This window comes from Actinotalea caeni (assembly GCF_009733795.1).
In the GTDB taxonomy this organism is placed as follows: Bacteria; Actinomycetota; Actinomycetes; order Actinomycetales; family Beutenbergiaceae; genus Pseudactinotalea; species Pseudactinotalea caeni.
On record NZ_WNXX01000015.1, the window covers coordinates 39,576 to 53,040 of the forward strand.

At 73.9% G+C, this 13,465-nt stretch carries 13 protein-coding genes and 1 tRNA gene; 3 read left to right on the forward strand and 11 right to left on the reverse strand.

All coding sequences use genetic code 11. The annotated features are described in order from the left end of the window. Positions 1-1,095, forward strand: a complete 1,095-nt coding sequence (locus GPA02_RS13275) for a YlbL family protein (protein ID WP_156200556.1) — start codon at positions 1-3, stop codon at positions 1,093-1,095. A gap of 272 nt (positions 1,096-1,367) precedes the next feature. On the opposite strand, the gene GPA02_RS13280 is transcribed toward GPA02_RS13275, so the two are convergent. Next, positions 1,368-1,733: a nuclear transport factor 2 family protein gene (locus GPA02_RS13280; RefSeq protein WP_156200557.1), complete on the reverse strand. Its 366-nt coding sequence runs from the start codon at positions 1,731-1,733 to the stop codon at positions 1,368-1,370. Positions 1,734-1,797: 64 nt separating this feature from the next. Beyond that, positions 1,798-2,352, reverse strand: coding sequence for a PPA1309 family protein (locus GPA02_RS13285; protein WP_156200558.1), 555 nt, complete (start codon positions 2,350-2,352; stop codon positions 1,798-1,800). 184 nt (positions 2,353-2,536) lie between these two features. Here GPA02_RS13285 and GPA02_RS13290 point away from each other — a divergent pair, with 184 nt between their 5' ends. Together GPA02_RS13290 and GPA02_RS13295 are read left to right on the forward strand one after the other, a co-directional pair. Continuing rightward, positions 2,537-5,500 (forward strand): UPF0182 family membrane protein, encoded by a 2,964-nt coding sequence (locus GPA02_RS13290; RefSeq protein WP_156200559.1) that lies wholly within the window; start codon positions 2,537-2,539, stop codon positions 5,498-5,500. Between the two features lie 98 nt (positions 5,501-5,598). Beyond that, positions 5,599-5,675: transfer RNA gene (locus GPA02_RS13295), tRNA-Met, on the forward strand. 63 nt (positions 5,676-5,738) lie between these two features. On the opposite strand, the gene GPA02_RS13300 is transcribed toward GPA02_RS13295, so the two are convergent. From GPA02_RS13300 to GPA02_RS13340, 9 genes are all read right to left on the reverse strand, one after another. Continuing rightward, positions 5,739-6,584: an alpha/beta fold hydrolase gene (locus GPA02_RS13300; RefSeq protein WP_204986612.1), complete on the reverse strand. Its 846-nt coding sequence runs from the start codon at positions 6,582-6,584 to the stop codon at positions 5,739-5,741. 225 nt (positions 6,585-6,809) lie between these two features. Beyond that, positions 6,810-8,048 carry a D-arabinono-1,4-lactone oxidase gene (locus GPA02_RS13305; RefSeq protein WP_156200560.1) on the reverse strand — a complete coding sequence of 413 codons (1,239 nt, stop codon included), beginning with the start codon at positions 8,046-8,048 and terminating at the stop codon, positions 6,810-6,812. A gap of 69 nt (positions 8,049-8,117) precedes the next feature. Further along, positions 8,118-8,660, reverse strand: a complete 543-nt coding sequence (locus GPA02_RS13310; RefSeq protein ID WP_156200561.1) for a hypothetical protein — start codon at positions 8,658-8,660, stop codon at positions 8,118-8,120. Beyond that, positions 8,657-9,940 (reverse strand): DUF58 domain-containing protein, encoded by a 1,284-nt coding sequence (locus GPA02_RS13315; RefSeq protein WP_156200562.1) that lies wholly within the window; start codon positions 9,938-9,940, stop codon positions 8,657-8,659. The genes GPA02_RS13310 and GPA02_RS13315 overlap by 4 nt, the downstream gene beginning before the upstream one ends. Beyond that, the gene (locus GPA02_RS13320) at positions 9,937-10,917 is read right to left on the reverse strand and encodes an AAA family ATPase (RefSeq protein ID WP_156200563.1); all 981 of its coding nucleotides are present in this window, start codon (positions 10,915-10,917) and stop codon (positions 9,937-9,939) included. Before GPA02_RS13320 ends, GPA02_RS13315 begins: the two co-directional genes overlap by 4 nt. After that, a complete protein-coding gene (locus tag GPA02_RS13325; protein WP_156200564.1) occupies positions 10,914-11,378 on the reverse strand; it encodes a hypothetical protein in 465 nt (154 codons plus the stop codon). The genes GPA02_RS13320 and GPA02_RS13325 overlap by 4 nt, the downstream gene beginning before the upstream one ends. Beyond that, positions 11,375-12,124 carry a DUF4129 domain-containing protein gene (locus tag GPA02_RS13330; protein ID WP_156200565.1) on the reverse strand — a complete coding sequence of 250 codons (750 nt, stop codon included), beginning with the start codon at positions 12,122-12,124 and terminating at the stop codon, positions 11,375-11,377. The genes GPA02_RS13325 and GPA02_RS13330 overlap by 4 nt, the downstream gene beginning before the upstream one ends. After that, entirely contained in the window at positions 12,121-12,600 is a 480-nt protein-coding gene (locus tag GPA02_RS13335) for a dihydrofolate reductase (RefSeq protein WP_275689725.1), read from the reverse strand. The genes GPA02_RS13330 and GPA02_RS13335 overlap by 4 nt, the downstream gene beginning before the upstream one ends. A gap of 28 nt (positions 12,601-12,628) precedes the next feature. Further along, a complete protein-coding gene (locus tag GPA02_RS13340; RefSeq protein ID WP_156200567.1) occupies positions 12,629-13,459 on the reverse strand; it encodes a thymidylate synthase in 831 nt (276 codons plus the stop codon). Between the last annotated feature and the right edge of the window lie 6 nt (positions 13,460-13,465).

Here is a 13,465-nt window from a genome sequence, read left to right on the forward strand (position 1 = left end):
ATGGCGACCCCCACCCTCCGTGCGCGTCTCGCCGACCGTGGGGTCTCGCCCCGTCTCGTCACGATGGCGGTCGCGGCGCTCGCGACGTTCTCGCTCATGCTCGTGACGATGCTGCTGCCGGTGCCCTACGCGGTGCAGGCGCCGGGCCCGGTGATCGACACGCTCGGCGACGTCGACGGCGTCGAGCTCATCCACATCGAGGGCACCGAGACGTACGAGACCTCGGGCGCGCTGCAGCTGACGACGGTCACGACCGCCGGAGGGCCGGGCTACCCGGTCGACTCGGGCGGCGTCATCCGCGGCTGGCTGTCGCCGACGACGACGGTCGCGCCGGTCGAGCTGTTCTTCGACCCGGGCCAGAGCCAGGACGAGATCGACCAGACCTCGGCGCAGCAGATGATCTCCTCGCAGCAGAACGCGACGGTCGCCGCACTGACCGAGCTGGGCTACGACGTGCCCGCCGAGCTGACCGTGGTCGGCACCCAGCAGGGCTCGGGCGCCGACGGCGTCGCGCAGGACGGCGACCGCATCGTCGGGATCGTCGCCGGCGACGAGGAGGTCGAGGTCGTCACCTTCGCCGACCTCGCGGACGTGCTCGCCGCGACACCGCCGGGCAGCACCGTCGACCTCGTCGTCGACCGCGACGGGGAGCGGGTGGCGCTGCCCGTCGTCACCGGTGACGACGGCCGCGGCGGCAGCGTGCTGGGCGTGTTCCTCGACGGCGAGTTCGACTACCCGGTCGACGTCCGGATCCAGATCGAGAACGTCGGCGGGCCCAGCGCCGGCACGATGTTCGCGCTCGGGATCATCGACATGCTGACCCCGGGGGAGATGACCGGCGGCCACAACGTCGCCGGCACCGGCACCGTGAGCCTCGGCGGCCTCGTCGGTGCGATCGGCGGCATCCAGCAGAAGATGGCCGGCGCCCGGGCCGCCGACGCCGAGTACTTCCTCGCCCCGCTCGCCAACTGCGGCGAGGTCGTCGGCCACGTCCCGGCAGGGCTGCGGGTCGTCGCGGTGTCGACGCTCGCCGAGGCCCGCGCCGCCGTCGAGGCGATCGGCGCCGGCGACACCGCCGACCTCCCCACCTGCTGAGGTCGCACCCCTCCCGCCCTCGGCCGAGACGGACGCGAGCGACACCCGACGGGGTCGAGATGGGTCGAGACCCGGACAGGGGCGAACGTGGGTTGAGACCCGACAAGGGCGAAAGTGGGTTGAAACCCGGACAGGGGGCGAAAGCAGGTTGAAACCTGGCTGCGGACAGGTTTCAACCCACGTCTGCCCCGCCCGAGGTCTCAACCCGCGTCTGCCCCGCCCGAGGTCTCAACCCACGTCTGCCCTCAGGCGAGGTGGGATCTCGCAGCCGGTCAGGCAGGCGTCTGCTGGTAGAGCACGAGCCTGGGCTCGCCGTCGAGGACCCTGTACACGCTCGTCATCAGCGCGGTGAACGGTTGCTCGCCGTCGCGCTCGGCGCGGGCACGGTAGACGAGGGCGGCGGCGTCGGCGGCGACCGGGACGAGTCGTTCGTCCGTCAGCTCGTAGCGCGACCACGGCGGCGCCTGGGCGAGCGAGGCCGCGACCGCGTCGCGGTCGAGCACGCTGCCGTCGACGAGGATCATGAGCGCGTCCGGCGTCATCAGGCGGCCGTAGAAGACGTCGCCCTCGGACCGGCACAGCGCGTCCCACCCTTCGCGCTCCAGTGCGGCGAGGCTCCCCAGCGACACGGCGTCCATGCGTCGAGCCTAGGTCGCCGCGCGCCGCCCCGGGTGGCGACGTCGTCCGCCGACGCCGTCGCGGTCAGGGTGCGAAGGTCGCCCGCAGCGCCTCGACGAGACCCGGGACGGCGTCGGGGGAGCCGCCCACGGCGTCGTCGCTGTCGTGGGCGCGGGTGCGCAGCGCGCACCACGACTCGCCCGTGCGCAGCACCCCGACGGCGATCCGGACGTCCTGCCGCTGCGGGTGCTCCATGAGCTGCTCGACCGTCATGGCGTCGGCCTCGGCGGCCGCCTCGGGCGGCACGACGATCCGCTCGACGACGACCGCGGCGCCGTCGACCGTCTCGGGCCAGGCGAGCTGGGCGAGCAGCTGCTCGAGGTCGTCGGCGCTCGGCAGCCCGTCCTGCTCGATCGAGGTGAGGTGGTGCGGGTTGTCGCGCGCGAGCGCGAGCGCGTCCGACGGCAGCTGGTCGGCCAGCTCCGGGCTCCGCTCGACGGCGTCGTTGGTGCGCACGAGCGCGAACACGGCCACCGGGGCGTCCCAGCCGCCCCGCGCCACGTGCTGCTCGAGGTCGATCACGGCCAGGCGCAGGGCGCCCGCGCGGCCCGGGTCGGTGCTGTCGGTCTCGGCGTCCACGCTGCCATCGTGGCAGCCGCGGCGGCGTGTGGGAAACTTCCGGGGCGGTTCCTGCGTTGCTCCAGGTGAGCACGCACAGGGTGCTGCCCCGACGTCCCGCGCCGCTCACGGCGCCCCCGATCAAGAGGTGATCCCCATATCCGCAGAACGACGCCCGGCTGCCGGCGGCCGCCGTGGCGCCCTCATGCCCACCCTGTTCGTCGTCGCCGGCGTGGTGATCGCGTTCTTCGTGTTCTCCCGCTTCTGGACCGAGTGGCTGTGGTACTCGCAGGTCGGCTACAGCGACGTGCTGCGCACCGAGTGGCTCAGCCGGGGCGCGCTGTTCCTCCTCGGCGGCGCCGTGATGGCGGGTGCGATCTGGCTGAACCTGCGTCTCGCCTACCGCCACCGGCCGATGTACGTGCCGACGACGCCGCAGCAGCAGGATCTCGACCGGTACCGCGAGGCGTTCGAGCCGCTGCGGCGCGTGGTCTTCGTGGCCGGTCCGCTGGTCGCGGGGTTCTTCGCCGGCTCGGCCGCGAGCACGCAGTGGCAGACGATGCTGATGGCGCTCAACGGCGAGACGTTCGGGCAGGCGGACCCGATCCACGGCATCGACGTGTCGTTCTACGTGTTCACGCTGCCGTTCCTGCGGTTCGTGCTGTCGTTCCTCATGACGGTCACGTTCTTCTCGGCGGCCGTCGCGGTGTTCACCCACTACCTCTACGGCGGCCTGCAGATCGCCGGGCCGGGCCAGCGCATCAGCCGCGCCGCGCGCGTCCACGTCGCGGTGCTCGCCGGCATCTTCGTGCTGTTCATCGCCGCGAACTACTGGCTGGACCGGTACTCGATGCTCTCGACCAGCGGTGACCGCTGGGACGGCGCGTTCTACACCGACGTCAACGCCGTGCTGCCCGCTCGGGCGATCCTCGCGGTCATCGGCGTGCTGGTGGCGGTGCTGTTCTTCTACGCCGGCGCGCGGGGCACCTGGCGGCTGCCGGCGATCGGCGTCTCGCTCATGGTCGTCTCCGGCATCCTGGCGGCCGGCGTCTACCCGGCCGTCGTGCAGGCGGTGCAGGTCAACCCGAACGCGCAGGCGCTCGAGGCGGAGTACCTGCAGCACAACATCGACGCCACCCGGGTCGCGTACGGGCTCGACGGCATCGAGACCGAGCCGTACGAGGCGCGTACCGATGCCGAGGCGGGGCAGCTGCGCGAGGACGCCGAGTCGACGGCGTCGATCCGCCTGCTCGACCCCTCGATCGTGTCGCCGACGTTCCGGCAGCTGCAGCAGAACCGGCCGTACTACACCTTCACCGACCAGCTGTCGGTCGACCGGTACGAGATCGACGGCGAGCTCCAGGACACCGTGATCGCGGTGCGCGAGCTCAACATGGCGCAGGTCGAGTCCAACTGGGTCAACGATCACACGGTCTACACCCACGGGTACGGCGTGGTCGCCGCCTACGGCAACACGGTCAACCCCGACGGCCGCCCGACGTTCTTCCAGTCGGGCATCCCGACGACGGGCGTGCTCGGCGAGTACGAGCCGCGCATCTACTTCGGCCCCAACGCACCCGACTACTCGATCGTCGGGGCACCCGAGGGCACGACGCCGTGGGAGCTCGACTACCCCGACGACGACGCCCCGAACGGCCAGCAGAACTACACCTACTCCGGTGACGGCGGCCCGTCGGTCGGCAACCTGTGGAACCAGCTGCTGTTCGCGGCCCGGTTCGGCAGCGAGCAGATCCTGTTCTCCGACCGCGTGACCTCGGAGTCGCAGATCCTGTTCCACCGCGACCCGCTCGAGCGCGTCGCCCGGGTGGCGCCGTACCTGACGCTGGAGAGCAAGGCCTACCCGGCCGTCGTCGACACCGACGGCGACGGCGTCCGCGAGGTCGTGTGGGTCGTCGACGCCTACACGACCAGCGACCACTACCCGTACGCGGAGCACCAGACGTTCGCGTCGGCGACGACCGACACGTTCACCGACGCCCGCGCGTCGGAGTTCGCGATCCCGGACACGATCAACTACATCCGGAACTCGGTGAAGGCGGTCGTCAACGCCTACACCGGCGAGGTCACGCTGTACGCGTGGGACCCCGAGGACCCGGTGCTGCAGACGTGGCAGAACGTGTTCCCGTCGACGCTCGCGCCGATCTCGGAGATCACGGGCGACCTCATGGGTCACCTGCGCTACCCCGAGGACATGTTCAAGGTGCAGCGCGAGCTGCTGACCCGCTACCACGTGACCGACGCGGCGACGTTCTTCAGCGGCGGTGACTTCTGGACGGTCCCGAACGACCCGGTGGCCAGCACCGACGTGGCACAGCCGCCGTACTACCTGACGCTGCAGATGCCAGGCCAGGAGGCGCCGTCCTTCTCGCTCAGCTCGAGCTTCATCATCAGCGGGCGGGAGGTGCTGACCGGCTTCCTCGCGGTCAACTCCGAGACCGGGAGCTCACCGGGCGAGGTCGACCCGGACTACGGCACGCTGCGGCTGCTCGAGCTGCCGCGAGACCTCACGGTGCCGGGCCCCGGCCAGGTGCAGAACAACTTCAACTCCAACGCCGAGGTCGCCGAGCAGCTGAACATCATCGCCCAGGGTGACTCCCGGGTGCTGCGCGGCAACCTGCTCACGCTGCCGGTCGGCGGCGGCGTGCTCTACGTGCAGCCGGTGTACGTGCAGTCGTCCGGTACGACGACGCTGCCGCTGCTTCGGCGCGTGCTGGTCGCGTTCGGTGACTCGGTCGGCTACGCGGCGACGCTCGACGAGGCGCTGAACCAGGTGTTCGGTGGCGACTCGGGTGCCGACGCCGGCGACGCCGACGTCGATCCGGAGGACCCGACCGACCCCGGCTCGGGCACGGGCGACGGCGACGACCTGGCGGCCGACGCCCAGCAGCGGCTGAGCGACGCGCTGGCCGACGCCGCGCAGGCGCTGGCCGACAGCGAGGCGGCGCTCGCCGACGGTGACTGGGCCGCCTACGGCGAGGCGCAGCAGCGGCTGCAGACCGCGCTGGAGGAGGCGCTCGCGGCGGAGGCGGAGATCTCCGGCGAGACGACGGGCGACGACACGGGCGACGGCACGACCGGCGACACGGGCGACGGCACCACCGGCGACGCCGGCACCGACGCACCGGCCGACGACGGCGCCGAGGGCTGACCCGCGACGGGGTGCCGGCCGGACCGGCACCCCGTGGCCGGGCCCACAGGGCCTCGATTTGCCCTTCTCGTCCTGGCCACGTAACCTGGACGAGCCGACGCGGGGTGGAGCAGTTCGGTAGCTCGCCGGGCTCATAACCCGGAGGTCGCGGGTTCAAATCCCGCCCCCGCCACCAAGGACTCGGGCCCGGTCTTCACACAGACCGGGCCCGAGTCGTCTCTCCGCCCGCCGGCACGGCTCAGGCGCTGTGCTCGACGGCGATGCGTGCGATCTCGTGGGCGAGCGTCCGCGCGAGCAGGTCCGGCGCCGTCACGTGCGCGAGGTGGTCCTGACCGGGCAGGAGCGCGACGTCGTCGACGCCGAGCGCGGCGCGCACGCGCTCCAGCGCGCCTCCGTACGGCGGGCGGTGGCGGCTGAGCTCGCCCGCGACCAGGGCGACCGGGACACCGAGCGAGCGGTAGCCGGCCGGGTCGAGCGGGAACCGCTCGATCGCGCCGAGCTCCTCGGCCGACGGGACCGCGAGCTCGCGCAGCCGCGGCCACGCCGGTGTGCGCCGCAGCTGTGCGACGTGCTCGCGCGAGTAGCCGGACAGGTCGACGTCGATCATCTCCACCGCGGTGTCGAGGTCCTCCGCGGCGAGCGCCGCCCGCAGCCGGGGGAGCACGTGGTCGCCGAACGGGCGCGCGACCGGTTCGTAGAGCACCAGCGAGCGTGCGGGGGCACCGCGCCGCACCGCCTCGAGCGCGACGAGACCGCCGTAGCTGTGCGCGACGACGTCGGCCGGCTCGGCGATCCCGCGCAGCCAGGCCGTCAGGTCCTCGACCTCGAGGTCGAGCCCGTAGCCCGCCCCGGTGCCGGGTCCGGGCCGGCGGCCGCGTCGGCTCGGCACGAGGACCGGCCGCTCGGGCGCGATCGCCTCGGCGACCGGCCGCCAGGCCTCGGCGTCGGCCATCACGCCGTGCACGACGACGACCGGTGCCCCGGCACCGGGCCGCGTCAGCGCCGCCAGGTCGCCGCGTGTCGTCCAGCCCAGCGCTCCCGGCCGGTCGGTCGTGGTCTGCTGATCGGTGCGGGTCTCGCCCACGATGGTGCTCGTCCTTCCGTCGTCGTGCCGACCGTCTCGTCCGCGGCCGGTCGGTGCCCAGGGGTCGGTGACGCCACGGGCCCGGACCGGTGGGGCCGCCGGCTCCCTGGTGTCCGACGACGCAGCCGTCTCGAGCGTCAGGTCGCCCCTGGAACAGACCCGCGACCTGCTCGGTCGGCCCGTCGCCACTCCTGGCGTGACCCGTCGGGTGAGCACCGACGCCGGCTAGAGCACCAGCCGGTCGAGATAGGCGTTGCGGAAGACGCCGTCGGGGTCGGTGCGGGCGACGAGCTCGCGGAAGTGCGCGATCCGCGGGTACGCCGCCTCGATGCGCTCGCGGTCGGCGGCGAACCACTTGCCCCAGTGCGGGCGCGGGTCGTACGGCTCGAGCGCGCGCTCGAGCACCGGCAGCACCGCCCGCACGGCCTCGGGCTCACGGAACCACGTGAAGTGGAACGCCACGACGTCACGCTCGTAGGCGGGGCTGAGCCAGAGGTCGTCGGCCGCCACGGTGCGGATCTCGGTGACCTGCAGCAGCGGCACCAGCGCGTCCGCGATGCCGCGCAGGCTCTCGATCGCGGCGACCGCGTGCTCGCGGGGGAGCAGGTACTCGCTCTGGATCTCGGTGCCGTTGCTGGGCGTGAACCCCATGCGGAAGTGCGGCAGCCGGTCGTACCAGGGCCCGGGCACGCCCCGCTGCGCGGTCGCGTTGACGGCGTCGATGCCCATGATCGGGTGCTGGTCGGAGGTGGCGGGCGTGCCTCCGAAGGTGTCGGCCGGGGCGGCGTCGCCGCGGCTCTTGAACCACACCTGGTCGGTCGCTCGCGCGTCCCACCGGGTGAAGATGCTGACGCTGTGGGCGGCGGCGGTGATGTCGTCGAAGCGGTCGAGCACACTCGCCCAGGTGATGCCGTTGACGACGTCCTGACGCACCTGGAAGGTCGGCTCGACCTGCAGCCGCAGCCGGGCGACGACGCCGAGCGCGCCCAGCGCGACCACCGCACCGGGGAAGTCGGGGTCGCCGCGCTCGAGCCAGCGCAGCTCGCCGTCGGGCCCGATCAGCTCGACGGCGCCGACCGCCCCCGCCAGGCACGGCGTGCGGTTGCCGGAGCCGTGCGTCGCGGTCGCGACCGCGCCCGCGACCGCGATGTGCGGCAACGAGGCCATCGCGGGCAGCGCGTAACCCGCCGCGTCGAGCTCGACGGCCACCGCGCCGTAGGTCTGCGAGCCGTTGACGACCGCGGTGCCGGTCGCCCCGTCGACCTCCAGCGGCAGCTGCACCTCGCGCAGCGTGATCAGGTCGCCGGGGGAGTCGGCGAGGTCGTGGAAGCTGTGCCGCGAGCCGAGCGCGCGGATGCGCGGAGCACGGGCGACCACCTCCTGCGCCTCCTCGAGGGTGCGCGGCACGTGCAGCCGCTGCGCGCCGAAGGTGTGGGTGCCTGCCCAGGTGGTGCCGATCGTCACGCGCACATCATCCCGACGAGCGCGCCGCGCGCCAACACGTCGGGCTCGGCGGGTCGTCGGGGACGGCGGTCACTGGGTGTGGCGCGCCACCCAGCGCAGCGCGGCCATGAGCGCGGCGCCGATCCCGACCAGCACGACGACGGCGAACCAGGGCGCTCGCGGCAGGCCGTCCATCGCCACGAACGACAGCCCGACCAGCCCCTGCACGACCAGCTGCACGACGACGAACGTGGCGCCCGTCCGCAGCAGCAGCCGCCCGTCGACCAGCCCGGCGACACCGAGCGGACCGGTCAGCCGCACCGTCACGAGCGCGAGGTGGAGCGCCAGCACGAGCACCGCGCACGTGACGAGTCGCGGCTCGCCGGCCCAGACGACCGCGGCGGCGAGCAGCGTGAGGCCGGCGACCGTGGCCAGGTGCGACAGCACCACCAGGGCCGCCGCCGCCAGCAGCGGCACGACCCAGTCGCCGACGACCGGCGGCACGATCGCGACGAGCACGGCCCCCGCGAGCGCCCGCACCAGCCACGCGGGGACGCCGACGTCGAGGTCGATTCGCACCTGGGGTCGCGGCCGCCGTCGGGGAGCAGGTGTCAGCCAGCCGGTGAGGTTCATCGCCGCGCTCCCTGCAGCCGCGCACGGGCGAGCACGTGCATCCCGACGTCGGGGTGGTCGGTCCAGGACACCAGCTCGACGCCGGCGCGACCGAGCGCACGCAGCCGCTGCCGACGCTCCAGCAGGACCAGCCGCAGCGCGGTGTCCTGGAACCCGTTGAGGAAGGCGGTCCGCACCGGCGGCAGGGTGTCGACGGCGACCACGCGGTGACCGAGCGCACGCCACTGCCGCGCCATCCGGGACGCCTCGTCGTCGAGGAACGTCGAGCACAGCACGACGAGCGCGCCGGAGGGCAGCTGCGGGGCGCGGCGACGCTTGTCGGGCCAGCCCTCGGGCGCGACACGCACCAGGCGCTGCGCGATCCGCTCCCACTGGTGCCGCCCGCCCGCGGGCGGGACCGGGCGCCGTCGGCGGCCGAGGTCGTCGAGCCCGACCCGGTCGCCCGCGTCGAGGTAGGCGCGCGCGATCGTCGCCGCCGCCTGCCGGGCGAGGTCGAGCGAGGTGATCTCGTCCATCCGGATGTCGGCGCCGCCGGCCCACGCCGAGACGTCCTCCCCGACGTCGTCGCGCGAGTCGACGACGACCATGACGGTCGCGTCCGCCGTCGCGAACGTGCGGCGGGCGTACAGCGTCCCCAGCCTCCCGGTGCGGACGTCGAGCGAGCGGCGCGCGCTCACCCGCCAGTCGACGCGACGGATCCGGTCGCCCGGTGCGAACTCGTGGACGTCGTGGAACTCGTAGCCGTCGCCGACGCGGCGCGAGGTGTGGCCGCCGGTGAGCCCCGCCAGCCGGAACGGCAGCGGCAGCTCGCGCAGCGGGCGCGTGGCGGGGTGCACCGCGAGCTCGACCGGTCCCGTGCGGGTCGGGGGAGCGACGAGCACGCCGCCGAACGACTCGGTCATCGCGTCGACGCGGAACATCCGGTGCACGCCGGTGCGCGAGGTCCGCAGCGAGAGCCCCACCTCACGCGGCCGGTCGCCGGCGACGAGTGCCTCCTGCGACCGGTAGCCCTGCGTCGACACCCGCAGCAGCACGGCCTCGGTGCCAGGCGCGACGTCGACGTGCGCGACGGCGGTGACCTCGCCCGTCTCGTGCCGCCCGGTCGTCGTCCGCACCACGACGCGGGCGCCGCGCTCGGGTCGGTGCGCGGCCGCCCACACCGCGGTGACCAGCAGCGGCACCGCGAGCACGGCGACGTCCGGACGCCCCGCCGCGACGCCGAGCGCGAGCACGGTCACCGCGGTGAACCCCGCGGCGGCACCGCCCGCGGTGAGGATCACCGGCGGCCCACCGTCGCAGGGCCGGGGACCTCGTCGAGCATCCGGGTGACCAGATCGGCCGGCTGCACCCCGGAGGCCCACGCGGCCGGGGTCAGCGTCAGCCGGTGCGCGAGCGCGGGCACCGCGATCGACTTGACGTCCTCGGGCGTGACGAACGCGCGCCCCGAGAGCACGGCGACCGCGCGCGAGACCAGCAGGAGCGCCTGCGACCCGCGCGGCGAGGCACCCACCTCGACCGCCTCGAGGTCGCGGGTCGCGGCGGCGAGGTCGACGCAGTAGCGCACGACGTCGTCGTCGACCGTGACCGTCTCGACGCCGGCCTGCATCGCCAGCACGGTGTCGGCGTCGACGACCTGCTCGACGCTCGCCTCGTCGCGCCGCCGTGCGAGGCGGCGCAGCAGCACGTCGACCTCGCCCTCGACGCTGGGGTAGCCGACCCCGATGCGCACCATGAACCGGTCGAGCTGCGCCTCGGGCAGCGGGTAGGTGCCCTCGTACTCGACGGGGTTCGAGGTCGCCAGCACGTGGAACGGCCGCGGCAGCGGGTACGAGCGCCCCTCGACCGTCACCTGCCGCTCCGCCATCGCCTCCAGCAGGGCCGACTGGGTCTTCGGCGCCGTCCGGTTGATCTCGTCCGCCAGGAACAGCCCCGTGAACACCGGGCCGGCGCGGAACGTGAACTCCGAGGTGGCCGGGTCGTAGGCGTAGGAGCCGGTGATGTCGGCCGGCAGCAGGTCGGGCGTGCACTGCAGCCGCCGGAACTCCAGCCCGAGCGCCCCCGCGAGGCACCGGGCGGCGAGGGTCTTGCCCAGCCCGGGCACGTCCTCGAGCAGCACGTGGCCGCCGGCGAGGACCGCGGCGAGCGCCGTCCGCAGCGGCTGTTCCATGCCGACGATCACGGTGCCGACCTGGCGCAGCACCTCCTGACCGAGCCGGGTCACCTCCTCGACGGGCAGCGGTGCGGTGTCGGTGCTCATGCGGACTTCTCCAGCTTCTCGAGGGCGAGGACGGCGGCGCGGACCGCGTGCGCGTCGGGCGGCGGGGCCGCCGGGTCGGTGAGGAACGTGGCCACCTGCTGGCCGAGCAGCGCGGCCGCGCGCTCGGCGCCGAGGGTGCTGTCGACGTCGATGCTCGCCTCGGCGAGCCCGGTGCGGCACACCTGACGGATCCGTCGCAGCGCGTGCGGGGTGACGCCGTCGGGCCGGTACAGCGCCCAGGACAGCGACGACACCTCGGTGCGCACGCCCTCGCGACGGTCGAACGGCAGCCGGGGGAGCGCGACCCGTTGGCCGACACCGAGGTGGACGAGCACGAGCACCCCGATCGCCAGCAGCAGCCCGCCGAGGACGGCGTGGGCCGGGTCGATGCCGGTGACGGCGAGCAGCACCGCCACGACAGCGGCGCCGATGCCGAGCCACACCCAGCGAGCCCGCGTCACGGGGCGGCCTCCGTCAGCTCCGCCCAGGACGCTCCGATCGCGGTCAGCGCCTGCCGTGCGGCCTCGGCGTCACCCGGGAGCAGCTCGTCGTCGGAGAACCGCACCCGCAGGTAGAGCGCGCGCAGCACCTCGACCGCATCCCGGTCGGCCGGCGTGCGCTCCAGCACCACGGCGGTGAACTCGGTCGGCGTCTGCGCGGGCCGGCGGCCCACGCCCGCGCGGCTCGCGGCGTGCTCGAGCGCGAGCCAGGCCTGCACGATCGCGTCGCGGGGCGCGCGCTCCTCGTCGAGCAGCCGCTGGGCCCGCGCGATGCCGTCGAGCATCGTGGGTGCGTCGACCGACTCGTCCGCGAGCGCCGCCGTGACGTGGTGCGCGTCGGGCTCGGGCAGCGGCGACCGCCGCAGCAGCCCCACGACCAGGCGCAGCACCAGCGCGAGCAGCACCACCCCGACGAGAGCGACCACCGCGATGACGAGCCAGCGCACGAGCGGGTTCTCCTGCTGGCCGGCGGCCGGCTCGGCGACCTCGACGGTCGGCACGACCGAGGGCGGCGTGAAGGGCAGCGACGGCGTCGGGACCGGAGAGCCGGTGACGGTCTCGCCACCGCCGCGCGGCGCGTCCCACGGGCCCACCGCCGCGGCCGCCAGCAGCACGACGACCAGCCCGAGGACGAGCGCGACCCCGGTGAGCAGCCCGCGACGGGTCGCGGGCGCGGCGCCGGCTCGGCCGTCGCCGTCGGAGGTCACGCAGCCCTCCGGCGGTAGGTGAGGACCCGGAACCGGTAGCCGCTGGTGCTCTCGACCCAGTCGCCCACCTCGGGGTCCGCCCACCCCGGCCCGATCTCGGGGGCGTGCGTGTCGCCGTCGACGTCGGCGTCGATCTCGCTGACGACGAGCAGGTCGGCCACCGGCATCGCCTCGGCGTAGATCTGGCCACCGCCGCAGATCCAGGCGTCCTCGCCGTCGAGCAGCTGCAGCGCCTCGGCGAGGGAGTGCACGACCTCGGCGCCGGGCGCCTCGTAGTCCCGCTGCCGGGTCAGCACGATGTTGCGGCGCCCGGGCAGCGGGCGGTTCTGGTCCGGCAGCGCCTCCCACGACGCCCGGCCGTGCACGACGGCGTCGGAGGAGGTGGTGCGCCGGAAGTGCTGCCAGTCCTCCGGGATCCGCCACGGCAGGTCGCCGTCGCGGCCGATGACGCCGTTGCGCGACTGCGCCCAGATCATCCCCAGCACGTGCACCGCCCTCCGGGCGTCAGACCGCCACCGGCGCCTTGATCGCCGGGTGGTGGACGTAGTCGACGACCTCGACGTCGTCGATCGTGTACTCGAACAGGCTCGGCGCACGGTGGAGCCGCAGCGTCGGGAACGGGTACGGCTCGCGGCGCAGCTGCTCGCGCACCTGCTCGACGTGGTTGTCGTAGATGTGCACGTCGCCGCCGGTCCACACGAAGTCGCCGACCTGGAGGCCGACCTGCTGCGCGACCATGTGGGTGAGCAGCGCGTAGGACGCGATGTTGAACGGCACGCCGAGGAACAGGTCGGCGCTGCGCTGGTACAGCTGGCAGGAGAGCCGGCCGTCGGCCACGTAGAACTGGAAGAACGCGTGGCACGGCGCGAGCGCCATCTTGTCGAGGTCGGCGACGTTCCAGGCCGAGACGATGATGCGCCGCGAGTCCGGGTCGCTGCGCAGCTGCTCGAGCACCCGCGAGATCTGGTCGATGTGCCCGCCGTCCGGCGTCGGCCACGAGCGCCACTGCACGCCGTAGACCGGGCCGAGCTCGCCGTCCTCGTCGGCCCACTCGTCCCAGATCCGCACCTTGTTCTCGCGCAGGTAGGCGATGTTGGAGTCGCCGCGCAGGAACCAGAGCAGCTCGTGCACCACCGAGGGCACGTGCACGCGCTTGGTGGTCACGAGCGGGAAGGCGCGCGACAGGTCGTAGCGCATCTGGTGCCCGAACACCGAGCGGGTACCGGTGCCGGTGCGGTCGGCCTTCGGTGTGCCGGACTCCAGCACGTGACGCAGCAGCTCCTCGTACTGGGTGTCGCGGACGCCCCCGGCGGGCGACGGCGCTGTCGTGGTCATGCCCGC